At 58.8% G+C, this 25279-nt stretch carries 22 protein-coding genes; 11 read left to right on the top strand and 11 right to left on the bottom strand.

All coding sequences use genetic code 11. The features are described 5' to 3' along the window. The first annotated feature begins 28 nt into the window (after positions 1–28). The 4 genes from K3M67_RS05985 (at position 29) to K3M67_RS05970 (ending at position 3392) form a co-directional block, all read left to right on the top strand. The gene (locus K3M67_RS05985; protein ID WP_285832598.1) at positions 29–1114 is read left to right on the top strand and encodes an NAD-dependent epimerase/dehydratase family protein; all 1086 of its coding nucleotides are present in this window, start codon (positions 29–31) and stop codon (positions 1112–1114) included. A gap of 62 nt (positions 1115–1176) precedes the next feature. Further along, positions 1177–1668, top strand: a complete 492-nt coding sequence (locus K3M67_RS05980) for a nuclear transport factor 2 family protein (RefSeq protein ID WP_285832597.1) — start codon at positions 1177–1179, stop codon at positions 1666–1668. Between the two features lie 279 nt (positions 1669–1947). Continuing rightward, entirely contained in the window at positions 1948–2205 is a 258-nt protein-coding gene (locus tag K3M67_RS05975) for a Zn-ribbon domain-containing OB-fold protein (protein ID WP_285832596.1), read from the top strand. Beyond that, on the top strand, positions 2202–3392 hold the full coding sequence (locus K3M67_RS05970; RefSeq protein ID WP_285832595.1) for a thiolase family protein: 1191 nt from the start codon (positions 2202–2204) through the stop codon (positions 3390–3392). Before K3M67_RS05975 ends, K3M67_RS05970 begins: the two co-directional genes overlap by 4 nt. Before the next feature lie 27 nt (positions 3393–3419). On the opposite strand, the gene K3M67_RS05965 is transcribed toward K3M67_RS05970, so the two are convergent. From K3M67_RS05965 to K3M67_RS05945, 5 genes are all read right to left on the bottom strand, one after another. Next, entirely contained in the window at positions 3420–3836 is a 417-nt protein-coding gene (locus tag K3M67_RS05965) for a hotdog family protein (protein ID WP_285832594.1), read from the bottom strand. Beyond that, positions 3833–4324, bottom strand: coding sequence for an FAS1-like dehydratase domain-containing protein (locus K3M67_RS05960; protein ID WP_285832593.1), 492 nt, complete (start codon positions 4322–4324; stop codon positions 3833–3835). The genes K3M67_RS05965 and K3M67_RS05960 overlap by 4 nt, the downstream gene beginning before the upstream one ends. Before the next feature lie 53 nt (positions 4325–4377). Then, positions 4378–5370: a DUF7064 domain-containing protein gene (locus tag K3M67_RS05955; protein ID WP_285832592.1), complete on the bottom strand. Its 993-nt coding sequence runs from the start codon at positions 5368–5370 to the stop codon at positions 4378–4380. Between the two features lie 575 nt (positions 5371–5945). Next, the gene (locus tag K3M67_RS05950; RefSeq protein ID WP_285832591.1) at positions 5946–7091 is read right to left on the bottom strand and encodes an aromatic ring-hydroxylating oxygenase subunit alpha; all 1146 of its coding nucleotides are present in this window, start codon (positions 7089–7091) and stop codon (positions 5946–5948) included. A 265-nt stretch (positions 7092–7356) separates the two neighbouring features. Continuing rightward, positions 7357–8148 (bottom strand): TetR/AcrR family transcriptional regulator, encoded by a 792-nt coding sequence (locus K3M67_RS05945; RefSeq protein WP_285832590.1) that lies wholly within the window; start codon positions 8146–8148, stop codon positions 7357–7359. Between the two features lie 987 nt (positions 8149–9135). Between K3M67_RS05945 and K3M67_RS05940 the strand changes: the two genes are divergently transcribed. The 5 genes from K3M67_RS05940 to K3M67_RS05920 all read left to right on the top strand — a co-directional run bounded on the left by K3M67_RS05940 (position 9136) and on the right by K3M67_RS05920 (position 15631). Next, positions 9136–9948 (top strand): SDR family NAD(P)-dependent oxidoreductase, encoded by an 813-nt coding sequence (locus K3M67_RS05940; protein WP_285832589.1) that lies wholly within the window; start codon positions 9136–9138, stop codon positions 9946–9948. A gap of 227 nt (positions 9949–10175) precedes the next feature. After that, a complete protein-coding gene (locus K3M67_RS05935) occupies positions 10176–11354 on the top strand; it encodes a CaiB/BaiF CoA transferase family protein (protein WP_285832588.1) in 1179 nt (392 codons plus the stop codon). Between the two features lie 7 nt (positions 11355–11361). Next, positions 11362–12945: a long-chain-fatty-acid--CoA ligase gene (locus tag K3M67_RS05930; protein WP_285832587.1), complete on the top strand. Its 1584-nt coding sequence runs from the start codon at positions 11362–11364 to the stop codon at positions 12943–12945. Between the two features lie 65 nt (positions 12946–13010). Further along, positions 13011–14483 carry an aldehyde dehydrogenase family protein gene (locus K3M67_RS05925; protein WP_285832586.1) on the top strand — a complete coding sequence of 491 codons (1473 nt, stop codon included), beginning with the start codon at positions 13011–13013 and terminating at the stop codon, positions 14481–14483. Positions 14484–14485: 2 nt separating this feature from the next. Then, positions 14486–15631, top strand: a complete 1146-nt coding sequence (locus K3M67_RS05920; RefSeq protein WP_285832585.1) for a CaiB/BaiF CoA transferase family protein — start codon at positions 14486–14488, stop codon at positions 15629–15631. Here the strand turns inward: K3M67_RS05920 and K3M67_RS05915 are convergent. From K3M67_RS05915 to K3M67_RS05895, 5 genes are all read right to left on the bottom strand, one after another. Beyond that, positions 15618–16847, bottom strand: coding sequence for an MFS transporter (locus tag K3M67_RS05915; RefSeq protein ID WP_285832584.1), 1230 nt, complete (start codon positions 16845–16847; stop codon positions 15618–15620). The two genes, K3M67_RS05920 and K3M67_RS05915, sit on opposite strands and share 14 nt — an antisense overlap. Before the next feature lie 105 nt (positions 16848–16952). Next, positions 16953–18356 (bottom strand): phosphotransferase family protein, encoded by a 1404-nt coding sequence (locus K3M67_RS05910; protein WP_285832583.1) that lies wholly within the window; start codon positions 18354–18356, stop codon positions 16953–16955. A gap of 360 nt (positions 18357–18716) precedes the next feature. Then, positions 18717–20213, bottom strand: a complete 1497-nt coding sequence (locus tag K3M67_RS05905; protein ID WP_285832582.1) for an aldehyde dehydrogenase family protein — start codon at positions 20211–20213, stop codon at positions 18717–18719. Between the two features lie 62 nt (positions 20214–20275). Further along, a complete protein-coding gene (locus tag K3M67_RS05900) occupies positions 20276–20779 on the bottom strand; it encodes a MaoC family dehydratase (protein ID WP_285832581.1) in 504 nt (167 codons plus the stop codon). 7 nt (positions 20780–20786) lie between these two features. Further along, positions 20787–21641, bottom strand: coding sequence for an SDR family oxidoreductase (locus K3M67_RS05895; RefSeq protein ID WP_285832580.1), 855 nt, complete (start codon positions 21639–21641; stop codon positions 20787–20789). Positions 21642–21924: 283 nt separating this feature from the next. Between K3M67_RS05895 and K3M67_RS05890 the strand changes: the two genes are divergently transcribed. Next, complete coding sequence (locus K3M67_RS05890) at positions 21925–23484, top strand: AMP-binding protein (RefSeq protein WP_285832579.1); 1560 nt, start codon at positions 21925–21927, stop codon at positions 23482–23484. 103 nt (positions 23485–23587) lie between these two features. Continuing rightward, a complete protein-coding gene (locus K3M67_RS05885) occupies positions 23588–24403 on the top strand; it encodes an enoyl-CoA hydratase (RefSeq protein ID WP_285832578.1) in 816 nt (271 codons plus the stop codon). A gap of 109 nt (positions 24404–24512) precedes the next feature. On the opposite strand, the gene K3M67_RS05880 is transcribed toward K3M67_RS05885, so the two are convergent. Further along, positions 24513–25253 carry an IclR family transcriptional regulator gene (locus K3M67_RS05880; RefSeq protein WP_285832577.1) on the bottom strand — a complete coding sequence of 247 codons (741 nt, stop codon included), beginning with the start codon at positions 25251–25253 and terminating at the stop codon, positions 24513–24515. Between the last annotated feature and the right edge of the window lie 26 nt (positions 25254–25279).

Here is a 25279-nt window from a genome sequence, read left to right as displayed (position 1 = left end):
TGAGCTTTCAAGGAGGCAGGATCGCGTAATGGCCCAGACAAGAAAAGCGTTGATCGTTGGCTGCGGCGGCATGGTGGGTCGCGCGGCGATAGATCATTTTGCCGCGAGCCCGGACTGGCTGGCGCTGGGGATGGCGCGACGCCCACTTGAGCAGCCTACAGAGAACATGCGGTTCCTGCGCGGCGATCTCCTGGATCGCGATAGTCTGATCGAAGCGCTCAAGGGCCATGACCGGATCGAGCAGATTGTCTACGCAGCTCTCTTTGAGGAACCGGACATTGTCGCGGGCTGGTCGTCCAAGCACCAGATCGAAACGAACCTCCTGATGCTGACCAACCTGCTGGATGCGCTCGACATCGTCGGCGTTGAATTTGGCCATCTCTCGCTTATCCAGGGCGGCAAGGCCTACGGCATTCAGTTCAGTCCGCCAAAGATGCCTGCCCGAGAATCCGATCCACCGTTCTTCGCCCCGAACTTCTATTTCGAGCAGGAGAATCTTGTCCGCGCGAGAAGTAGCGAGCGGGATTGGGAGTTCACTGTTCTGCGGCCCCAATTGCTATGCGGCATCGGCATCGGCAACGCGATGAATTGCGTCGCAGGACTGGGCGTCTATGCCGCGATTTGCCAGGAATTGGGTCAGCCCCTTCGTTTCCCCGGCGGCGTCCCCTGTTTTCAGCAGGCCACGGACGCACGCCTGCTTGCCCGGGCGATCTATTGGGCTGGCCACGAACCGCGCTGTGCCGGGGAGACCTACAACATCGCCAACGGCGACATTTTCTCCTGGCCATTCATCTGGCCCCTGCTTGCGAAGGAGTTTGACGTCGAAGTCGGGATCCACCAGCCCTTCCCGCTGGCGAGCGTGATGCCGGATCATGCCGACGCGTGGGACCGGATCGTTCGGAAACACGGGTTGGCGGACATCGCATACGAACAGATCGTCCCATCCTGGCAGTTCATCGATTTCGCGCTTCGGCACGGCAGCGTCACGCCGCAACATTCGATCCTGTCGACGATCAAGGCCCGAACGCATGGGTTCCAGGACTGTATCGATACCGAGGAAATGTTGCGTGCGCAGTTTGCGGAGATGAGGGCCCGCAAGTGGCTCCCTCATTAGAAATGTCTTTTGCGCCCCAAGGTCCGGCCGACAATCATCACAATAATGGAGAGTCCCGAGCCATGTCGAATGATATCGCAGTGCTGCTTGCGAAAGACGCGATTGGCCAAAGGCTACGTGACTACTGCCGAGGCATGGACCGCATTGATGACGATCTTGCCCGGGCTCTTTGGCACCCTGGTGGGGAAGCACTGTATGAGGGCATTTTCGAAGGGACCGGCGAAGGCTTTTGCGAATGGGTGGCCGAGTTCCACCGGGGGCTTGTTGTGACCAGCCATGAGATTTTCAACGTCTCAATCCGTGTGGCAGGCCAGGTTGCCACGAGCGAAACCTATGTCGAAGTCAACCTCATGCGACGTGAAGGCGACAAACACATTCTGACCACCAGTCACGGCCGCTATCTCGACCGATGGTCGGAACGCGGGGGACGTTGGGCGGTCGATCGGCGGCGCTATGTACGAAGTTTCAGCATTGTCCGCGAAGTTGATGTCGTCCTCGGAACATCGCAGCCAAACCGCGACGATGCGTCGTACGACATCAATCTGGATAGCTGAGGCGCTTGGATCCGGTTCAACCGGCATGGCCAATGTTCGACCATTTATGTGATTGATACATTTCGAAGGGATGATCAAAAAGTGGATGCGATAGCAAGCATGTATGGAGAGCGATCCGGCAAGCCGGTCCCTGTTCCCGACAGCCTCTCGGCAGAGTTCTGGCGGCGTCATCCGGACGGCAAACTCCATGTCCAGCGTTGTTGCCATTGCCGGGCATGGCAACATCCGCCGGCGCCGCTATGCCAGCGCTGCCTCGCCACCGATCTGGCGTTTGAAGCCGTGTCAGGACGGGGCCGGATCTACAGCTACACGCAGACGGTGACGGGCGCCCGTCATCCTGCTTTCGCCAAGGTGACCCCCTATCTTGTGGGCCTGGTCGAACTGGTCGAACAAGACGAGTTGTTCCTCTACACCAATTTTCCGGGCGCGACGATCGAGGATCTGCGGGTCGGCAAGGCGGTCGAAGTCGTTTTCGAGAAGGGCCCCGACGATCTCGCCATGCCGCAATTCCGCCTTGTCGCGGAGGATCCATCGTGAGCGCCCGTGCGAACAGGGCGGCCTTTGCGGGCGTGGGTCATTCGCGCATCTTCCGGCACGATGACGTGCCGCTGGCCGTCCTGGGCATGGAGGCGGTCAGGCTCGCGATCGCCGATGCGGGCCTTGCGGAATCCGATATCGACGGGATCTGCTGCGTCGATGGCCAGCCCTTCGATACCGAAGGCACGCAATGGAACGGTATCGACTATCTCTCCGCCGATTTCGTGATGGAAAGACTGGGGGTGATGCCCACCTACTGCGTCAACACCGCGAACATGCTGAGCCGTTCGGTGGCGGAAGCGATCAGCGCAGTGGAATCGGGACGGTGCCGGCATGTCGTGGTTTTCCGGGCGCTGCATTCCCCTCGTGCACGCTATGGCGTGATCCAATCTTCGGATGCGACCGGCATCGATCAGTATAGCCTGCCCTACGGACTCTTCACCCCGGCTGTCTTCGCCCAGTTATGGACGCGCTATCGCGACAGATATGGCAGCGGTAGCCGGGAGGAGATGGCCCGACTGGTCCTGCAGTTGCGCGAGAACGGATTTCGCGCTCCACACTCCTACTGGCGACAGTCCGGCACGAAGCCACCCGATCTTGACGAATATCTCAACGCCCGCCCGGTGAGCCTTCCCCTGTCGATCTACGATTGCGATATTCCGGTTCAGGGCGCGGCGGCGTTCATTATCACGACGGCCGAGCGGGCACGTGATCTTCGCCAGCCGCCTGCCTATGTTGCAGGCAATGTCTATCCGCTCGCCACGCGCTTCAGCCGTGTCGAGGACATCGTGCTCGATCGCGAGGAGACATGGGGACGCCATGTCGCCTCCACTCTCTGGACGCAGTCGGGCATGCGGCCAGCCGATGTCGACATTGCAAATCTCTACGACGGCTTCTCGATCATCGCGATTCTCTGGCTCGAAGCATTGGGCTTTTGTGGCGCCGGGGAGGGTTTTTCCTTCATTGCCGATGACAGGATCGCGCCCTCAGGCTCGCTGCCGATCAATCCGACAGGCGGCAATCTTGGCTGCGGCCGAATGCACGGCGTGCCCCAGTTGATGGACTCGATCCTGCAGGTGGCAGGGCGCGCCGGCCCCTGCCAGATCGAAGGCGCACGCAGCGCCGTCGCGACGCTGGGGCCGCTTTGGGGAGGCTCCGCGCTGCTGCTGACCCGCGAGCAGCATTGAGCCGCTCGCGGGCCGTCAGCGCCTGTCTCACGGGACCACGATATTCACTTTGCCGGTCGTGCAGAGCTGGTCTTCCCCGACGATCTTGATGGACACCTCAATTTCCGTACCGGGTCCGGCGATGTTCGATCCGGCGAACGGCGAGACCCCGGTTACCTCGCCCTGAACGGTAACCGCCATGCCCGCATAGGCGGGTTTGCGCATCACCAGTTCATGGGACTTCACCCGCCCCTCCGGTGCCCAGTCAAGAACGAAACGATCCATCAGGCTCAGCAAGGTCATGGTGTTCATAAAAACCGTCTTGTGACCGACCTTGCGAGCATAATCGGGATCGATCAGCCCCGGAAAGAAATCCACCGTCGCAACATTCGCGGCAATGACGGCCAGACTATTGGGCTCAAACGGGACATCTGGCAAAGTCTGCCCTATTGCATAACTGGTCATGATGCGCGGTACCTGAAAAGATTATTGACAACGGATGCCACGATCGTGCCGTCCTCACGCGAAATATCCGCGCGGGTCACCACGAAGTGCCCCCTTCCAAGCGGCGTGCTTTTCTCTTCGCTGATCGATTCCAACGTCTCGACGATAGACAAAGTATCGCCGACCCGGATCGTTTCGTGAAATTCGACTTTCTGCCCGGCGTTCACGACCTGATTTCCCGGCAGTGGGATTGTCACAGCCATGACTCGTCCGCGCACGGCCTGCCCAGGCGCCCAGGGCATTTCCTGGATCCAGGTATAAAGCATTCCCGGCGGACACTCTCCACCGCCCCAATAGCGCGGATTTCCATCTTCAACGGATGAGCACAGCAGTCGTATCATGCCATCATTGACGGCCACCCCGCCCTTGCGGGGCGGCGTGGACGTGCCAATGAGTCTACGGCCCTCCTCTTCGGTGCCAACCGTGATCGTATATTCTGCTTCGGCCATTTCAAGCAATCTCCGGCCGGCCGGCGTACGCGGCCGGCCCAATCGACCTGTCTTCAGGGTTGCGGATAGATTCCATTCTCGGAATAGGCGTTGACCAGCGTTTTGAACCAGCCAGTCCCCCCGCGCGGATTCTCGCTCACCTCAAGTATGCCGAAACCGGTCTGGGTGCCATTGGCGACACGACATAGCGTGTCCTGGCAGCTGCTGCCGCGCTTTCCGCCCATGAAGCCGCGCCCAGTGGGCGTCAGGTCAAAACGGAAGGTCCGCCCATCGGTCAGCGTAGCTTGAACGACGCCGCCACGGTGGGTGGCCCCGTCGCATTCCATCAGCGGCAAGATATCGACCTGCCGCGTATAATGCATGATGTTACCCTCGCGAATGAAGCCGCGCTTGTTGATCTCCGCGCCTTCAACCATGTAATTTGAGAATCCGAAACCGAAATCCTCCCCGATCAGGCCATTGGTCCAGCGGTGTACCTTGAGGTTGCCCCAATTTCGGGGACCCCAGCTATGGTCGCGATAGGCGTAGCCCTTGATTTCGAACCGCTCGCCCTTCAGCGTGAGTACCCCCTCGACCCGGTCGGCCAGCTCAAAGTGCTTGGCACCAATGTTCTTGGCATACTCCGCATGAATTACGGGCCATAGGCCGATCGGCTGATGCAGGGGATCAAGCTTCAGCTCGAGACTCGCATCGGGGAGGTCCACGCCCCAATATGTATTTTTACCGTCATAGCGGTACGTGCCCTTGCCACCGCCAGCTATCATCGCGTCCGGCGTAATGCAGCCCGGCTGCTTGGGAAATTGCTCCATGTGCTGTGAGGCCCATGACGGCGTCCGGATGAACGACCACAACGTCATGTTTCCGTCTTCCAGGACGGGCTCATGACCTATCCGCATGAACCCAGTGCATTGCGAAACCGGATCCCACCACCACATAGCGACACTTTCCTGCCAGTTTTCTTCCGGTCCTGGCTCGTGTGTATGCTCGTCCTCGAAGGAATAATTTGTAATCGGCGTCCCATCGGGAAACGTCAACGTGCGCGACATCCATCTCTCCTGCAGCTTGCCATTTGAACTCGAAAACACGCTCCCTTGAGCGCATGCCGTGGCGTACCCCTGCAGGCGTAGTTGAGTGCATCCAACCAGTCAACCGACTACCCGGTCGATACCTCCTGCTGCCATGGCCTGTCGCGAAATCGATGAACGAAGACGGCGGCGGGATCGGCCATAATAGAGAGCCAGCGTGACATCATCTCAGAGGATTTGTGATCCTTTGGATTCAAACGAAACCGCTGACAAAAGCGACGCGCGTTTGGAAGATGGTTTTAATGGGACTATTTGATTGCTCAGGACCAGCATCTATCAGCGGACCGCCTCATCACCGATGCCCTGCAACGGCGGCTTGCTGACCGCCCCGTGATCGACGGCATGGCGCTATCCAACCTGCCGCTGGCCACTGAACCATTCTACTCTCCCCAGCGTCATGAAATTCGGCCGCCGTTTCGACCGTTTGCCGAAAATGGGTGGGATTGGAGGATGTTCACGCCCTCACTAATCTTTCCGGTGTCCCAGCGTAAAGGCCATTGCAGCCAAAGGCGCGCATGGCGTCGCCGATCGCGCTGTCACGCGGGACCCGCCAACCTGTTGAACTGGCGATGGAAGTGCTGGACGGGATATTCGTTACGACCAAGCACCATGTCGGGTAGATCGCCGCCCTTGAGCGCAGACCAGATGCTCTCCGACACGGCGAAATCCTCGGCCTTGATGACCTCCTCCCAGATGTAGTTGGCGCGGGCAATGTAATCCATCTGCTCCTCTGCGGTTGCCCGATCCGAAACCAGAATTGTCTGGCTGACCAGTGTGCGGTCGATCGCACCGTCCGGCCAGATAGATATGGCGTGCCAACCACCCGAATGAAGCGCGATCAAGATGAGGTTAGGGCATATCAAGTAAATCAGCGCCACATCACCGCCCATGCTGATCGGCCGCCCGCCGCCTCGGGCGGTGAATTCCTGCAGCCCCTTATTAGCGAACAGCTCACGCGCATGCAGACCGAAAATATCCACTACGTGGGTGTTCGGCACCACCACGGCGCCTAACGTGTTCGGGTGGATCGTATTGAAATGATATCCTTCGCAGAAGCCGTCCATGAACAGCTTCCAGTTGACGTTGGCACGATGCTCGTTACGCCCGCCGAGGCGCCAGTTCTGAAATCCTGGCTCCGAAAGGTCTTTTTCCAGTCCGCCCAGATGCGCGTCGATATCGATCGGCCCATCGCCTTCGATCTGCAGGAACATGAGTCCGTATTTTTCGGCGACGGCGATCGGTGACAATCCGTAATCCTTCTTGTCCACGCCAGGAAAATGCTGTGCCTGCGCAATGCCTATCAGGCTGCCATCATTGCCGAAAGTCCAGCCGTGGAATGGGCAGGTGAAACGCTTTGCGCATCCTTCGGACTTTTCCGTCACGGCCATGCCGCGATGGCGGCACGAATTGCGAAACGCTCGTAATGTTCCCGCTTTATCGCGGGTCAACAGGATACGAACACTGTCGATGGTCATGGTGCGGAAGCTGTTGGGCTCCGGGAGTTCCGCCGAGAAACCCACGAATAGCGGCAATTGCCGGAACAACGCCTTGCGCTCGCGCTGGAACCTGTCTTCCGAGGTGTAAACTGCCGATGGAAGATGCATGACTGCTTCGGCACAATCGGGCATCTGGCTAGTCAGTTGCTCCTGCAGTCGGCTTACGAGTTCAGGAAGGTTGGTCATGTGCGGCTCATCCTCTCAGTTTTGCCTTCAATCGCCTCGTGGCCGGAACATTGGTTCGTTCAGACGCATGCGACAGAAGTTTGATCCTGCGGTAGTTACGCCTCGAATCGGCTGGCATCTCCCATCTCACATACAGCATGTATGTGATCATCGGCAAATATCTGTTGCAAAAGACGGCACCGCCTCCGGACCACTTCACGCAGTAACGTACGCGATCGGACGGCCGTTGCGGGAACTGTCGTCACACGCCACAATTCGGCGGATTTCAGGGAGCGCGCATCGACGCCTTGCCGGTCACAGGGTCTTGTTCCCCTGTTGGAGGTGGAGAGAGCAGAAGCCCATCGATCAGCAGCATAACCGAGTCTGTCACTCCGATGCGAACCGCGTCGCGCTCGGCCGGCTGGGCGTGGGCGATGGCCAACGCCGCTTCGTTCAAAGCTGCGATGAGCAGCCTCGAGACAAACTGTGGTTCGGCCGGTCGCATTTCCCCCGAATCCATCAGTGAGCGGATATTGCGCTCGTGTAGATCCCGAAAGCTGGCGGATTGCATGTAGCGCCACTTCTCCCAGCCGAGCACGGCTGGGCCATCGATGAGCATGATCCTCTGCCTGGCGGCCGAGCCCGCCACAGCCGTGAGATAGGCTCTCGAACCGTCGCGCAGCCGCGTCCTGTGCGTAATCCAGCTTGGCTCGAACAAACTCAGCGCTTCCTCGAAGAGTTCCTGCTCGACGATAAGAAAAACTTCCTTGAATATTTCAAACTTGTTCCCGAAATGATGATACAGTGCTCCTCGCGTGACACCCGCCGCGACGACTAATTCTGGCGTGCCGATCTCGAAATAACCCCGTTCCTCGAACAGGGTTCTTGCTACTCGTAACAGCGAATCCCGCGTCGCGGCTGCTCTGGCCGCTCGGGACCTTCCGCTCTCTTCTAACAAACCACTCATTCTATGACCTTGTTGCCGATCATCCGCTTGCAAACTCTTACGATGCCGAATCGAGAGATAGGTGGCAAGAGAACGGACCGATCTTGCGCGGGCTGAAACGACATGCGCCATTGGTGCAATGCGTGCCTCGCGGTCAAGGCAGGTGTAGGTCCGGTGAACCGGTTCTTTCGGTGATCGCCCGATCCTCACCTTCTAACGAAGTAAACGGCTTCGAAGCTCAGAAAGAGCCTAATCTGCCGAGTGTGAGAATTGAGCCGAACCGCGATCTTGATCTGCTGCCCGGCTTACATCCAGAGCCGCGATGAGGAACCAGGCGCGAGAAATATGAGAACGCCAGGCGGCACGCACGTCTAGGCAGCTGCGGGCTATGAAAAGATCAAGAACGAACCTGGCCCACTTCACGCATAAATCTCCACGGAACATGCCCGCCAGAGCAGCTTATCGCGGCCCGCCAATTTTCTTCCGCCGGGCCCGGATCAGATCTGCCTGTCCGCTATTCCCGTCCCCTGAAACGAGGCGCTTTCAGAGTCTGCCCCGGTACCTCGATCAAAAAAAGGCCAGCCCGTCAGGCTGGCCATATTAGTTGGGAGAGGATGCCTGAAAGGCATCTCCCGTATCGCAGCGCAGCAATCATTTTGCAATGCAAAAGTACGCGCTGAGCATTTTATCTGACCGTTGGGTTGAATCGTTATATAAGCAGTGTCGTGTGGAGCAGTCAGGAAGGCAAGGCATCGCGATTGATTTGGGCAGCGAAGGTGCGTGCTTTCCTTCCGGTCGATTCCATCAGCTTACCCAAGGTGCACGCCACGCCTGTCCGGGCTCGTGGAATGCCGGCGTCTCAAGGGAGAAAAGGTGTGGACAAAGCCTCGCGAGGCTTTTGCGTCTCCTATCCATACGGTCGGTTGACTACAGTGACAGCGAGTCTTACGAATGCCATCGAGCAGAAGCGCTAACTTCTCCCGCCAGCCCCCGCGTCGGTCAACGAGAAACCTGACCCATGGCCGGGCGATCAGGAAAGAGGCCGCTCACGCTGACCGGATTTTGTCCGGATTCAAAGGATCAGCTTCTGCGAGCTGATCAGACAAGGGAGAGAAGGCGATGAGTGTGGTGCTGGTCACCGGCTGCAGTTCCGGATTTGGGCAGGCAATAGCGCTAGGCTTCGCCAGCCGCGGTGACACCGTTATCGCGACAATGAGGCGGCCGGAGCAGGCACGTGCAGAACTGACCGGGTTCGGGCCAAATCTCATAGTCGAACCTCTCGATGTCGCAGACGCCAGGTCGCGCGAAGCCATTATCGAATTGGTTCTGGCACGCTTTGGGCAACTCGATGTGCTCGTGAACAATGCCGGTGTCAGCGGGACAGCGCCCCTCGAGGAACTTCCCGAAGATGTTCATCGATCCATCTTCGAGACAAACTATTTTGGACCTGTTGCCCTGATGCAACTCGCGCTGCCGGTCATGCGAACGCAACGCGCCGGAAGAATGATCACCGTCAGTTCCGTTGCATCCGTTTCCACTCCCGCGCTGCGCGGCGCCTATAGTGCATCGAAACATGCCATCGATGCCGCCGCCGCGGTCTTCGACATTGAAGGGCGTGCGTTCGGTATCCGTGCCCCAACGGTGTTGCCAGGCTTCTTCGTAACCGCGATCCGTGACAACGCACTCATCAAGCAGGTTTCCGCAGCCTATGCAGCGATCGAGGCCGGCTTCGCCGCGAATAGCGGTCATGCCGCCGCCGCGGAGACGGATCTTACATCGGTGGTGAATGCCGTCCTTGCGGCAGCATTGGACCCGGACCCGCCGCAGCGGATCGTCGTTGGCCGGGGCTTCGCTGAGAAAATCGAACCAATCGTACTCGCCATGAATGCAAACCATGCCTGGGAGTTGCAACGTAGCGGAATCGACGTTTGAAGAATTCGGGCTTTCTGCTGTGCAGGCACCAATCGACCTTATCTGTCGGCCCTATGGTCGCTGTTCTGTCCCTGGAGGCCAACGCCCTCCTTCGCAGTCCGCGACGCTCGGGATCGAATGCCTGCGCAAGCGGGAAAGCCACTTCTGGATCCCAGAATTTGGGGGTTGCACTTGACTGGCCATCTCAAACCATCCAGTTGGTTGGCTAGAAGACGGAGAATGAGACAATGTCTGAAACGAATTGGCCCGCAAGCACACGAAAAACTGGCGGCGGAGGATTAGATGGTGTTCGCGTGCTTGACTTGTGCGTCGCCGGGCCAGGTCCGTTTTGTACCCTCATTCTTGCGGGTTTCGGTGCTGATGTAATTCATGTTTCGCGAACCGGACGACCGGATCTCACTACAGAGAGTTCGCATCATAACTGCGGAAAGAGATCGGTTCGAATCAATCTCAAATCGGACGAAGGCAAGGCTCTTGTGCGTCGTCTTTCTGCGGGTGCCGACGTGATTATGGAGGGCTTCCGGCCTGGCGTCATGGAGAGGCTCGGCCTGGGTCCGGACGAGCTGATGAAGGCGAACCCCGGCCTCATCTATGTGCGAATGACCGGCTGGGGACAAACCGGACCATATGCGGGCGAACCCGGTCATGACATTAATTATATCGGGGTCGGAGGTGCCTTATCGCAGATCGGTATCGATCAGCCGATACCGCCCTTGGCGCTCCTGGGCGATTTTTCGGCGGGCTCTCTTGTCGCAGCGATCAACATTTTGTCCGCCCTCCGGGAACGTGATCGGACCGGCGCTGGCGCGGTAATCGACACTAACATCGCCGATGGCGCCGCAATGCTCGTGCACTCTCTCGTCGCAGCGAAGCCACGCGAATCAGGCATCCACATGCGAGAACTGCTAAATGGCACGGCGCCTTTCTACAGGACATATCAATGCGCTGATGACAAATGGATCAGCGTGGGCTGCATAGAACCTAAATTCTATACAAATATGCTGCATCGGCTGGGACTCGCCGATCACTCCGCTCTTCAAAACCAATACGACCGAAGTCATTGGCCTGATATGAAGATCGTACTGAGCGAAACATTTCGGAGCAGAACCCGGGACGACTGGACTCAATTGCTTTCCCTGCATGAGACGTGCGTTTTCCCGGTTCTTGAGCCCACGGAGTTGGCCGGTAACGAGCATCTGGCGAATAGGAAGACAGCGGTCGAGATCGATGGGCGCGTCCACGTCGCTCGCGCAGGGCGGCATATCGGTCAGGACCCGGTTATTTTCAAAGATCCGTGTGTCATGGGCGAACACACTGACGATGTGCTAAGGGAGATGGGCTACTCGAGCCACGAAATAGCTGCCTTGCACGAGCATGGCGCTATTGACGGACCTTGGCAGGTCTGAGCACGCCATGCCCTTAATCGAGGACATAGCCGAAATCCGCAACCTTCCCGGATTGATCTACAACCACGCATCCACGCGAGGATCTGCGCCAGCTCTTTCTTTCGAAGGCACTACGTGGACCTATCTCGATTTCGCCACGGCAATGGAAGAGGTCGCCAGCGCGCTTCGCCAGTCGGGTATATCGAGCGGTGATCGGGTCGCCTACCTTGGGAAGAACGCTGCGGATTTCGCCTTCCTGTGGGCCGGCGCGTCGCTCGTTGGAGCTGTGGTGGTCCCGTTGAATTGGCGTCTAACGATCGAAGAGGCGATTGACATCATTCACGATGCGGAAGCCAAATGCCTCTTCCTCGACCCGGACTATGTTGTTGCCGAAGACCAATTGCTCGGAGCGTTGCCACAAATTGAGTGGACAGTGCACTGCAGTTCGGCCGGCCCCCGCGGGTTCGCGCATTGGCGTTCCAGTGCCGCCGATGTCGCGAAACTGCCCCTTCCCGGTAATGAGGCTATCGCCATCCAGCTCTACACTTCAGGGACAACAGGTCGTCCCAAGGGCGTTCTCCTCAGTCACGACAGCATTTTCTGGCAACGTGCCGCCAGCGAGACAGCTCAGGTGGAATGCGACTGTCAGGTGCCGGACGACGTACTGCTCGTGTCATTGACGATCAGCCATGTGGGCGGCCTGGTCACTTTTGCACGTGCGTTTTTTTCGGGCGCCCATGCGGTCATCCTTCGCGAGTTCAAGCCGATGGACGTATTAGAGGCTGTCTCGAAATATCGCGTCAGCAGATTGACGGTCGTCCCCAGCACGTTGCAGCAGCTTGTGGAAGCGCCGCAGATACAAGAGATTGACACCAGTTCGGTCAAGATCATTCAATATGGCGCAGCACCTATCCCGCTCGAACTACTTCAACGAGGGCTGGATGTTTTCGGCTGTGATTTCGTCCAGGTTTACGGAATGACAGAAGCAGGCGGTACGGTTGCGACATTGCCCCCGGAGGATCATTCCAGGATCCACATCAGCCGAATGAAGTCGGTGGGCAAACCATTGCCGGGCGTGGGCGTGCGCATCGTTTCTTCTGAAGGAGAATCGTGTGAACCAGGCATCGTAGGGGAAATCCAGGTCAGGACCCGGGCGATAATGCATGGCTACTGGAACCTGCCGGCAGAGACGGCAGCCGCATTCTCCGACGAGGGATACTATCGGACCGGCGATGCCGGCTATCTGGATGAAGATGGCTATCTGTTCCTGTGCGATCGCATCAAAGACATGATCGTGACAGGAGCGGAGAACGTCTATCCCGCCGAAGTCGAGAATGCTCTTTTCGCACATCCGGACGTGCAGGAGGTGGCTGTCATTGGCATCCCCGACGAGCGCTGGGGCGAGGCGGTGACAGCTATCGTCGTACTCAAGCCGGGCAGTAGCGCCACCGAGGCAGATTTGATCCGCTTTGCCAAATCCAAAATTGCTGGCTTCAAGGCGCCAAAGTCGGTCATATTTCGTGAGACACTTCCTCGAAACGCCGCGGGCAAAGTGCTGCGCCGGGTCCTTTCCGACCCCTATTGGGCAGGCCGAGAGCGCCGAATAAACTAAAATGGAATTCGTCTGACAAACCCCTTCGTGCTTTATCAGAAATATTCAATATTACGGAGAGTGACATGGTAATTCTTACTCGTGACTATTCGGCGCTTCCGAAAGGCGAGTTGCTGATCGGTGGAAGACGGGTTTCGACCGGCTCGCTTGGAGAGGTGACGCACATCGACCCGACCACTGGAGCCACCACAGGAACGTTCCCGGTCGCCGGCAAGGATGAAGTCGATGCAGCCGTCGGGGCAGCTCGAGCGGCATTCCCTGCCTGGCGCAAGCTCCCGGCGGTCGAACGCCGAGCCATGCTGCTTCGACTTGCCGATCTCATCGAGGAAAATGGCGAACGCCTCGCGCAAACCGGAGCGATTGAAAATGGTGGCCCGATCGCGTTCAACCGACGCGGCTGCGTAGCCGGACCCGCCGGCTGGTTCCGCTACTATGCGGGTTGGTGCGACAAGATCGAGGGTCGACAGATTCCGATCGGAGAGGGCACGCTCGACTACACCATCGTCGAGCCGATGGGCGTGATCGCCCTGCTCCTCGCGTTCAATGGCCCAATGAGCTTCCTCGGGTTCAAAGCAGCGCCAGCCTTGGCTGCGGGCAACACATTGGTCATAAAGCCCTCCGAGCTCGCGTCATGGAACGTGCTTTTGTTCGGCGAGCTTTGCGAAGCCGCCGGAATCCCCGCTGGCGTGATCAACATTGTGACGGGTGACGGCAGGACCGGGGCCCTGCTCGCAGGACAGCCGGGCATTGCGAAGATATCCTTCACTGGCGGTGGCGGAACGGCGCGGGCGATTCTTGAGATCGCGGCGAAGAACCTCACCCCCACGGCGATGGAACTGGGAGGGAAATCTGCGACGATCCTGTTTGACGATTGCGACCTCAACACAGCCGTTCCAACCGCGGTGCTCCCGGCGCTTTCGCTCATGAGCGGCCAGGTCTGCCTTTCCGGCACACGCCTGCTGGTCCAGCGCGGGATTTATGATGAGGTGCTCGAGCGCGCGGTGGCGGCGACCGGATCGATCCGGCAGGGTGACCCCATGCTCGACGATACCCAGATGGGTCCGGTTATCAGCAAGTTCCACCAGCAGCGGGTGCTCGATGTGGTTACTGCGGCGGGCGCGCGTGGCGACGGCCGGAAGCTCGTGGGGGGAACGCCGCTCGAGGGTGAATTCGCCGCTGGCGCGTTCGTCACCCCGACCCTGTTCGCCGACGTAGCGCCTCATAGCGAACTCGCGCAAAAGGAGATTTTCGGTCCTGTCCTTTCGATAATTCCGTTCGAAGATGAAGACGAGGCCGTGGCGATCGCCAACAACACCAATCTCGGGCTCGCGGGCTATGTGTTTACAGAGAATTTCGGGCGCGCGCACCGGATGGCATCCCGGGTCGAAACCGGGTTTCTCTCGATCAACACCTATGGCCTGCTCCATCCGGCCGTTCCATTCGGCGGGATCAAGGAAAGCGGCTTCGGACGCGAAGGCGGGCATGAAGGCCTGCTCGAGTTCGTGCACGTCAAGAACGTGCAGGCAAAGATCAACTAGGGATGTCCGACGACCTACTGCGCGGGATTCGAGTGATCGAAGCCTGTTCGAACCTCGCAGGGCCCGTTGCGGGGACCATCCTGGCTGACCTCGGTGCCGAGGTTATCAAGGTCGAACGCCCCGAGGGCGACGATGCCAGGCGCTTTGCTCCGCCGTTCCTCGGTGAGCATGGCGCGACGTTCACGGCGGTCAACCGCAACAAGTCATCGATCGTGCTCGATCTCAAGCAGGCCGATCAATTGGCTCAGCTTCGGGACCTCGTCGCGGATGCCGACGTGTTCCTCCACAACATGCGTCCCGGAGTAGTCGAGGGCTACGGACTGGGTCCAGATCAAGCACGCGCTCTCAATCCGCGCCTGATCTATGGGGTCATATCAGGGTATGGAGCGCGCGGTCCGCTGCGCGACTTGCCTGGATATGATGGCATGGCTCAAGGCCTGGCAGGCCTCGCATCGATCAACGGCGAGCCTGATAGCAAGCCGTCAGTCGCCGCGGGTGGAGTGGTCGACAAGGGCGCCGCGATGTGGCTCGCCATGGCGGTCAACGCTGCCCTGTTCCGGCGTGAGCGGACAGGGCAAGGCTCGCTCATCGAAACCTCGCTGCTTGAAACGGCGCTGTTCTTCGTTAATACGCAGGCCGCGCAATTCGAAGCGTCTGGCGATGCGCCACAGAGGCATGGGAGCCGCGCGCCATCCATCGTTCCGGCGGACTGTTTCGAGACCGTCGACGGCTATATTCTTCTCATGTGTGGCAATGATCGCTTGTTCCAGTCCTTGTCGCTGGCGCTAGGGCGGCCAGACTGGGCAGAAGATCCCCTCTTTCGCCGCAACCGCGACAGGGTCGCCAATCGCGCCCTGCTCGAACCCCAGATCAGCGCCATGCTGAAGACCCGAGGCCGCGACGAAATCATCGCCCTGCTGACGCAGGCCGGAGTGCCCTGCTCCGCCGTTCTCCCGGTCAACGAAGCTCGCCATCACCCCCAGGTCGAAGCCTTGGGCATCTTTCAGGAGTCCCCGGGCAGCGGAGGCAAGATTGTTGGCGCTCCGTTCTCAATCGATGGCAAACGTCCACCGATCTTTCGGGGTGCGCCGGCGCTAGGCGAAGATACCGACCGGATCTGCGGCGAAGGCCGGATCAGGCGGACTTAAGGTCCGAAGCTACCCGTCCCGTGAGCGCCTCCGGACGGAGACTCAGGATCATCAACGCACTGACCACGAAAATCAGGCCTGCCCCGTAAAGATAGAAGGAGTATTCGTGCCAACGGTCGAATACTTCCCCGGCGACAACAGGTCCGATACCAGAGGCGATCGACATCAGCGAGATCAGGACGCCCCAGACGCTTCCGAACCGCGCGACTCCGAAAATTCGGCCCGTCACGAAGGCCACCAGCATTGCCTGACCGCCAAGCCCCGCGCCGATTAACAGCGCCACAAAGATATTCACGATAGAGGACACGCCGGCGGTATAGGCGAGAAGGAACACGCCCAGCGCGGGGGCCAGGAAAACCGCTGCTCCGACAGGCCGATAGTCCTTGCGATCGATGATAAGACCTATCACGAGGCGCGAAACGATCGCGCCGATCCCGAGCAGGGACGCGACCTGCGCCGACGCCGCCGAATTACTGCCCATGGACATCAGGGCGGGTGCGAAATGAACTTGGAGACCTACCAAGGCCGAGGTCAGAACCAGCGCGATGAAAGCCAGCTTGGCGAAAGCTAAAGTCTTGAAAACGCTTCCGGATGAGGCCGTTACCATTTGCCCCAACGGTGCGGGACTGCTCGTGGCGTCCTCATGAACCCACAGGAAGAAAGCGGGAAGCGTCGCAACCGCCGCGAACATGCCGAGCACCACATAGACATGTCGCCAGCTCATGATGGAGAGCAGGGCACTGGCCGCCACTGGATAAATAAAGCCCGCGACGCCGGCCCCACACATCACGATCGCCAGCGAAAGCCCACGGCTGGCCACGAACCGCCGGGTAATCTGCGCAGTCCACACTGTGATCGTGAAGGCCGACGCACCGGTCGCGACCAGCACCCAGACGCCCATCCAGACCAAATAGGGCAAAGGCACCAGACCAAGCATGATCAGCGCAATGCTATACAAGGTCGCTCCGGCGAGGACGCAGACGCGCGAGCGCCCTTTGTCGACGAGGCGTCCGACAATGGGCGAGAACACTGCCACGACGATCGCCACCACGAGCAGGCTCGCACTGACCGCCGAGCGGGACCAGCCAGTATCCCGCTCGATCATGGGCATGAGGATACCCAGGCTGAAAATGTGTCCTACTGATATTATAGCACCCACCAAGGAGGTGATCCCGATGCCCCAGTTCACCCGCCATTCGCGAAGCGCCTCACCCATGCTTGGTCCTTATATTATCCATTGCCTGACAACATTAATGTCGGATTTTCTGAAATGTCTTGCGACGCCGACAACGCGATGCGCAGATCGGCTGGACGAGAGTCATCACTCCAGGCCGATCAGCTTAGCCAGTCGTTTCATTTCCAAGGGTCGGCGGTAGAGAACCGCCGCGGCCGTCGCCAGCTGTTGTTGCGGTAAGCCACTGTAGCCTCCGCGGATTTCCGTGAGCACGACCAGAGTGAAGACGGTCGCGTAGACGCCGTAGAAATGAAGAATCTCATCGTCCGGGACAATGCCGCCAGCATCGACATAGCCTTCAACGAACATCTTCCAGCTTCCCAGCGCATCGGGAAAATCGCCAAGATAGCCAAAATCGTGAGCAGGATTGGCGATCCGGGCGTGCTCCCAATCTAGGATGGCGGTGATAACCCCCTCCTTCTGTAGGATGTTGTGACCGCGATAATCGCCATGCACGACCGAGCGTGGCCCGTCGGACAGCGCAATGCGCTGCCGCAACCAGTTCAGGCCATAGGCGATGATCGCATCGGTGCCACCGGAGTCTCGCCACTTCTTTTCGCGAATCTCGATGTCGAGAAGCAACTGCTCCGACGTCTTGCTGTTGGCACCCGGCACATGGGGAAACTGCTCGACCGGAATCCCATGAACGAGTCCGAGCTGATAGCCGCATTCGCGGCAGAGAACCTCGTCGCGGAACGTCGGAGTCCATCCCATCATTGCGCCATCGGCCCAGTGCATGACCATGAACTGTGGTTGGCCATCTCGCGGCGGCACATAAACGATCGGCTGCGGAACCTTTACGCCGTTGCGGAAGAGGGCGTTCGCCGTGTCGAACTCGTCAGCGATGGAAGCCCCCACGTAGCTCGCCCCCATGTCCGCGCGAACCACGAAGCGCTGGCCAAAGGACGCTGGCTTCTCCAAATTGCAGACGAGGGTCTGTTTGGAAAAGCCGCCGAGAACGACCTCGATATTCTCAATCGTGGCGCCATCAACCGGAGCCCCGCCAGCGGCCATGCCGGACAGGATCGCGTCCGCGCCGATGACTGCGCGAGACCTAACTGCGGCGGGCGAAGCACTGTCCTCGGATGCGGTTTCCTCTTCGAAGCAGGACCAGAAATCTTCGTTGTATTTTGCCTCGGCCACGGCGATCTGCTTCAGAAAGGGCTCAGCCCGAGGATTGCCGCAGAGCGTCCCGATCAGCGTTGCCGCAATCGCCTCGATCCGGCTCTCGTCGACCTTCTCAGCGACAAGGAGCTCCCCAAGCTCCTCGAGAACCAACTGCTCGTCGGAAGACAGAGGACTGCCCGCCAGCTCGCCGTGGAGAGCCTTCAGGCCGGCCAACCTGGCTTTAGCCGCACGCTCCCGTAGCGGAGCCGCCTTCCCCGCTTCCACAATCAACGACGATATAATCGCCCGCGCCGCATGCTCGCGATTGCGCGGCTGGAACCATGTTGATTGATCGACCTCAAAGAGATTCTTGATGCCTTTCAAATAAGCTATAGTATCCGCCAAAACAGCGCCTCCACCAAATTTCGGGCTTCAAACGTCCCTGCAACCTTCCAGGACAAACTCCGCCGCCCAGCTGACTGCACCCCGCGCATGCCCGCTCCTACGCCTCACATCGAGGGTCATTTTTCACGCTATCACGCAGTAAATCCCCTGTCATCCATACGGATGGTTTATTTGCATTCCAACAGCGCCACCCCGCTTCCGGGCCGGGATTGCGGCGAACTGAAGAATCCTTGGAGCCTGTTCGAGACTTGTCGCAGCTGACCTTCCATTTGGTGCCGATGGCCATCTGAATACGCTAGCAACGACAGGAAATGACAATGCCAAAGACAGATCCACGGCTCAGTCGAGACGAATTGCCACGGATTTTGTTTCCGTGTAATGGTTAAGGACTTCGCTGCCGCGTTCGCGCCCCCAGCCCGACTCCTTATATCCCCCAAACGGCAATTCGACGTCCGCGATCGCATGAGAGTTAACCGCTACATTGCCAGAACGAATACGGTTAGACAATCGATGGGCGGCGCTCAAATTTTGGGTCCATATGCTTGCCGCAAGGCCGTACGAAGTATGATTAGCAGCTTTGGCGATCGCATCTATATCCTCGTCGCCAAACGGTATCGCGCAAACCACCGGCCCGAATATCTCATCTCTTATGACAGACATATCGGGGTTAGTGTCTGCAAGCACATGCGGCGCCACAAAATAGCCTTTGCCATCGGGGATCGGTGCCGTTTCACCGACGATGGTGGCACCCTCGGCCAGTCCCTGCTCGATCATGGATTGAACCCGGGCGCGTTGTCGCGCAGAAATCAGGGGGCCGACCCTCGAGCTTTCATCAAGGCCATGCCCCATTTTCATTTTCGCACCCTGCACCGCGACATCGGCTACAAAATTGTCAAAAACCTTCCTGTGGACAAACAGACGCGACCCTGCGGCGCAGACCTGACCGGAGTTGAAAAAGATCGCGTTGGCAGCACCGGGTACGGCTCTTTCCATATCGGCGTCAGGCAGAACAATCACCGGGCTCTTCCCACCTAGCTCGAGTGTTACCCGCTTGAGATTCCCAAGCGCCGCCTGCACGATCGACCGGCCCGTTTCTGCCGAACCGGTAAAGGCGATCTTGTCCACGTCCGGATGGGCCGCAAGGCGAGCGCCAGCATCTCCTCCATAGCCGGGCACTACATTCAGGACACCTGCCGGAACGCCAGCTTCCTCGAACAACGCCGCTAACCGGAGCGCGCCGAGTGGCGTCTGTTCAGCCGGCTTTAGCACAGATGTGCAGCCAGTTGCCAGGACGGGCGCGATCTTCCAGACGGCCATACTGAGAGGAAAGTTCCAAGGGATCACCTGCCCGACCACGCCTACCGGCTCGCGCCTTGTATATGCGTGCCATTCGCCAGCTGAAGAGAGGGGAACCTCGCGCCCTCCCAGATTGGATGCCCACCCGGCATAATAGCGCAGCATATTGGCAGCGCTTCGGACCGAACCAAGGGCAAATGCCAGCGGCTTGCCTGTCTCCATTGTCTCAATTTCTGCCAAGACTTGCGCCTGTCGATCAATCAGGTCGGCGAGCGCAAGCATGATCGACGCGCGTCCGGAAGGCTTCATGGCGTGCCAAGGTCCATTCTCAAACGCTCGACGCGCCGCGATTACAGCGCGATCGATATCTGCCGCCCGCCCCTCGGCAACACGACTGATTTCACTACCCTTTGCCGGATCCTGGACATGGAGAACGCCTTCCTTCATCGGCTCGACCCAGCATCCGTCAATGTACAAACGGTGCTCGCCGGATAGAAAGGCCGAAGCTTCGGCGCTTAACGATGCATGGTACTCGACCAACCGGGACCTCCTAGCAATCCACTTGCTCACCCAGGTCGCCGGTGCTTCCTGGCTCGAGATAATCAGAAGTACAGACTTGGCTCGCCCTCGCCCAAGCCGGGGGGCAAAAAGTGCACGGCGCGCGTTTCGGCAGTAAGCGCCGGCTTGTCCTGGCCGCGGACCTCGACAACCGCTTCGACCACACGCATCCACTGACCAGGAGCGCGCTCAAAGTAATCGAGCAGCTTGAACCGACCGCGCAACTCGCTGCCGCAGAGCACGGGCCGGATCAGGCGGACATTGTCAAACCCGTAATAATAGCCGCTGGTCATCTCCTTTGGCACAGGCACGATTGTCGATGCCATGCGCGTGACGAGGGCCATTGTCAGCAGCCCATGCGCTATGGTCGTACCGAACGGCCCCGCCCGGCCAACCTCGGGATCCACATGAACGTCGTTGAAATCATCTGTCGCAGCAGCAAATCGATCGATTCGTTCCTGATCAATGAGAATCCAGTCCGAGGCTCCGAGGTCCTCCCCGATCATGGCACGAATTTCGGCGAACGGGCGATAGTTGACGTATAGCATGATGCAATCAGGACTTATATGTCACGGAATAGTAGGAAAGATCATCCTGCTTGTCAGGCGTGGCCCTGTCGCAAAAAGCCGAAAGGACAAGATCAAATCGTTCCTCAACCAACGGCTTGTACTCGGGGTGGCTGAAAATATAGAAGTCGTTGTTGGAAATGCCTTTGACGACTTGATTGCCAACATCCACTGCGTCCGCGCCGGCCTCCAAAAAGGCGACCGTTTCAACGTTTCGATCATTTCCGCGTTGGGAGGGCATGTTTTTTTGGACGTTCGACAAAAGCGATGTGTTGACGACACCCGGGCACAAGATAGATACACCGATATTGGTGTTTTTCAGCTCAAGGAAAAGAACCTCCCCAAGCCCGGCCGCAGCGTATTTGGACATCACATAGAGCGATGTTCCCGGTGAAGCGAACAACCCCATCATCGAGGAGGTGATCACAATATGACCGCCTTCTCCATGTCGACGAATGCGCGGCAAAACTTCCTTTACGCCAATGAACATCCCCCTTGCGTTGACCGACCAAACCCAATCGAGATCTTCCAATGTTCGATCTTCGACATTGCCCCGACCAGCGGCCACCCCCGCATTTGAGCAAAGGATATGAATCTTGCCGAATGCCTCTTCTGCCCGATCAGCCACTTGCTTCCAGGATTCGGCATCACGCGCGTCAAGGTGCACCGCGATCGCCTTGTCCCCACTGGAGCCGTTGATTTCCTCGGCAACCTGCTGAGCTCCGGCGAGGTCGATATCGGCGACAACCAACCGGGCGCCTTGCTCCGCCAGGGCCAGGGCCATTCCCCGACCGATTCCGCTTGCGCCTCCAGTGACGATTGCCGTTGAATGATTGATCTGCATAGCTTGCCTCCCCTCGCGTGACCGGCCAGTTTGCCGCGGGGAATCAAGTCCCGTGAATGCAGAATGGCGACTGCCTCCAGCTCGGTCAACCGATTAGTTGGTTTCACGTTTCGCAATCTCTTGCCCTTCGGGAACTGGCCGAATATAAGGCATGTTGCGCGCAATGCTTCGGGCCGTATCAACCATCCATTCGGTTGGATCAATCGCTTTTCGAATCCCGTCTTGTTGGTTTGTGAGCGACCGCCGGGTCCGACAGGATGCGATTGCGCCCAGGAGAGGTGACTTGAAAGACTTGATCGACACGATGGACGCTAACCCGGAAACAGTGCGCGGATTGCTTGTATCCGGCGCCAGGGATTGGCCCGATCGTCCCTTCGTCCTTTTCGAAGACTGGGGGGTTTGGTCGCGCCGGGACGCGCTCGAGGTCGCGCTGAGCGCTGCCGCCGCGATGCAACGTGAGGGGGTTCGCGCTGGCGACCGGGTTTGCGTAATTCTCCCGAACGGGCCGGATTGGCTACGCGCCTGGTGGGGGGCGGCTTTGCTCGGAGCCATTGTTGTTCCGTTCAACCCGAGCTTCGTTGGCCGGATTCTGGAGGAACTGCTGGAAACCACAGACCCAAGCTTTGTGATCGCAAGCAGCCCCGTCTCGGAAGCCCCTGCAAAGTCGCGGTATATCTCTCCCGCGTCCCTCGCGGTGCCGTCCGATACGCCCCCGATCCTGAGTGAGATCAATGGCGACAGCCCGCATGTGATCATCTTTACATCCGGCACCACAGGGCGATCCAAGGGTTCGCTTACATCGAACTTTCACGTCATCAACCAAAGCTTCTGGATGGCGGAAAGCGGAGATGTCGGGGAATCGGACCGGTTCATGGGCGACCTGCCGTTGTTCCACATGGCGGCGCTCGGGAATTTCACGCTCATGATGCGCGTCGGTGGCAGCATCGCCCTGCGTACCCGGCCTTCCTTGTCCCGATACTGGGAAATTGCGCGGGACTGCGAAACCACCTTCGGTGTACTGGTTTCCTCGATGGCCGCGAAGCTGATGCAGGATCCGCCCTCTCCGGCAGACCGCGATCACAAGATGCGCTTTTTCCTCTCTTCGCCTCTTCCGCCCGATCCAGCCAAGTTCGTGGAGCGATTTGGACTCGAGGGTCTTTGCACGGGGTTTGGGTCCACTGAAACTTCGACCGCGCTGTGCAAGCCGCTTGGCCAGCCGGTTGTGACCGGCAGCTGCGGCCAACAGCGCAAAGGCTATGAGTTGAGAATCGTCGATGAAGATTTCAACGATGTGGCCGACGGCGAGCGCGGCGAATTGCTGATCCGTACCACCCGCCGTACACAGATGTCGCTCGGATATTTCAATAATCCAGAAGCGACGGCAGAGGCGTGGCATGATGGTTGGTACCGGACTGGCGACCTTTTCGAGCGCGATGCAGAGGGCAACTTCTTCTGGCGAGACCGGCTCAAGGACAGCATCAGACGCCGGGGGGAAAACGTATCTAGCCAGGAAGTCGAACGCGAAATCAACCTGTACCCGGGGGTCCTCGAGTCAGCATGCGTGGCCGTCCAGGGCGCATTTCAGGGGGATGAGGAGATCAAGGCTTTCCTGGTCATTGCCGGCGAGATCGATTTCGGAGATCTGGTGCGTCACCTCGATGGGCGACTGCCATATTTCATGATCCCAAGATTTTTCGAGCGAATCGATGAGCTGCCGCGGACTCCAACGATGAAAGTGCAGAAGTTCCTTCTCAAGGAACGGCCTGCAGGTCCGGCCCACTGGGACAGGGAAGCTGTCGGCATCACGTTGAATCGGTCCAGTGCTGTCGCAAATAGCGGTTGATCAGCCATGAATTCCTTATGGAATATCTTGTCGCTATGTGCCGGGGCCTCGGCGCGCTAACCTCAGCATTGCAATCATCATGAAGCATAAGCCGGGAAACGTCATGGACTATCAGGACATCTTGTACGAACGTATCGGCCCAGTGGCGCGCATTTCGCATAATCGGCCGCAAAAACGCAATGCGCAAGGCCGGCAATTACTGGAAGAGCTCGATCACGCAGTCGTTCACGCCGATCGCGACCCGGAGATAAGGGTCATTGTCCTCGCCGGCGTGGGCGATCATTTTTCAGCCGGTCACGACCTTAAGGAAGGGGTCGTTGCTCGGCCCAATCCTACCGTCGAGGAACGATTCGACTACGAGCTCGAGCATTTCTACGACTACTGTCTGCGCATCTACGACACGTCCAAGCCGACGATCGCTCAGGTCCAGGGCGCATGCATCGCCGCCGGATTCATGGTTGCGAACATGTGCGATCTCATGGTCGCTGCGGACGACGCCTCCTTCTCCGATCCCACGGCCCATACGCTTGGCGCAGCCGCGGTCGAAATGTTGATCCATCCCTATGTCCTTGGTCTGCGAAAGGCCAAGGAATTCCTGTTCACGGGTCAACGCCTGTCGGCAATGGATGGTCTGGAACTGGGAATGGTCAACCGCGTCGTTCCGCGCGCGCAACTTGAAGCCGAAACGCTGCAACTGGCTGAACGAATTGCCGCCGCGCCTCCGTTCGCGCTGCGCATCCTTAAGCGCTCATTGAACAGAACCCGCGAAGCCCAGGGCTTTCGCACCGCCCTTCAGGCGCATTTCGACACTCATCAACTTTCGCATACCAGTTTCGAATACAACAAGGTACGCGAGGAGCGCAAAAAAGCTCAGGCGTCCGGAAAGACGTCTTTCGGTCGCAGCGATCCGTCCGGCTAAGCACCGATCCAGTTCTCCATCCGATACTGACCGCATATTGGCGAGAGCGCTGGACTCGACGTGGTAATTGCAAAAAAATTCCGGTCCAACCTCCCGCCTTACCCATGCGCTAGTCAAGCGCCATCGCGCGAACTTCAGCCGCAAGCGCCTCACTTAGGGGCTCACCATGTTCGTTGAGCCAATCCAACGAGGCACCTGCACCGATCGCGATACTCGGTTGCCCAGCAATCTCGGCAAGAGGCATCGCGATCACTCCCGTGTTTGGGACGACCTCCCCATTGCTCCTCGCAAATCCCCGCTCACGGCTGTGTCCGACGTCGGCCAGCAACTCCGTCAAATTGATCCGACTACGCGGATCTGGCTGTTCCGCATTAATACGCCGAACAATAAGGCCGATCTCCTGGTCCGTTTTGAGCATCAACAGAGCCTTGCCCACCGCCGCGCGGCACAGTGGGCGCAGCGCGCCAGAGCCCAGTGGAGGCCGTGGCGCACGCAGCGCTGGAAGAGCCAGAATATAGAGGACATGCATGTCGTTCTGCACGCCCAGCAATACGCTCGTTTCCCAGCGGTCGCGAAAGGCCTCCATTCTGGCAAGCAAACTGCCACGACCGAACGACTTGTCCTGTAGCCAACTCCCAAGCAACGACACGCGCAATGTTGGAAAGTAGGTCCGGTCTTCCGGACTATAGTGCAGATAGCCAATGTCGGCGAGACAGCGAAGCAACTTCGACATACTCGACTGCGGTATACCGAGCGCGCCTTGCAATTCCGAGACCCGAACCGGCCGCTGAAAATCCGACAGCGCCTCCAAAATCGATAGCGCGCGCCTCGCTGACTTAATCTCGGTCATTCCACACTAAATACCTTCTTTGCGAT

The organism is Sphingobium sp. V4 (assembly GCF_029590555.1).
Lineage (GTDB): Bacteria > Pseudomonadota > Alphaproteobacteria > Sphingomonadales > Sphingomonadaceae > Sphingobium.
Note: the sequence above shows the minus strand (reverse complement) of the source record. Positions and strands in the feature narration are given on the sequence as shown.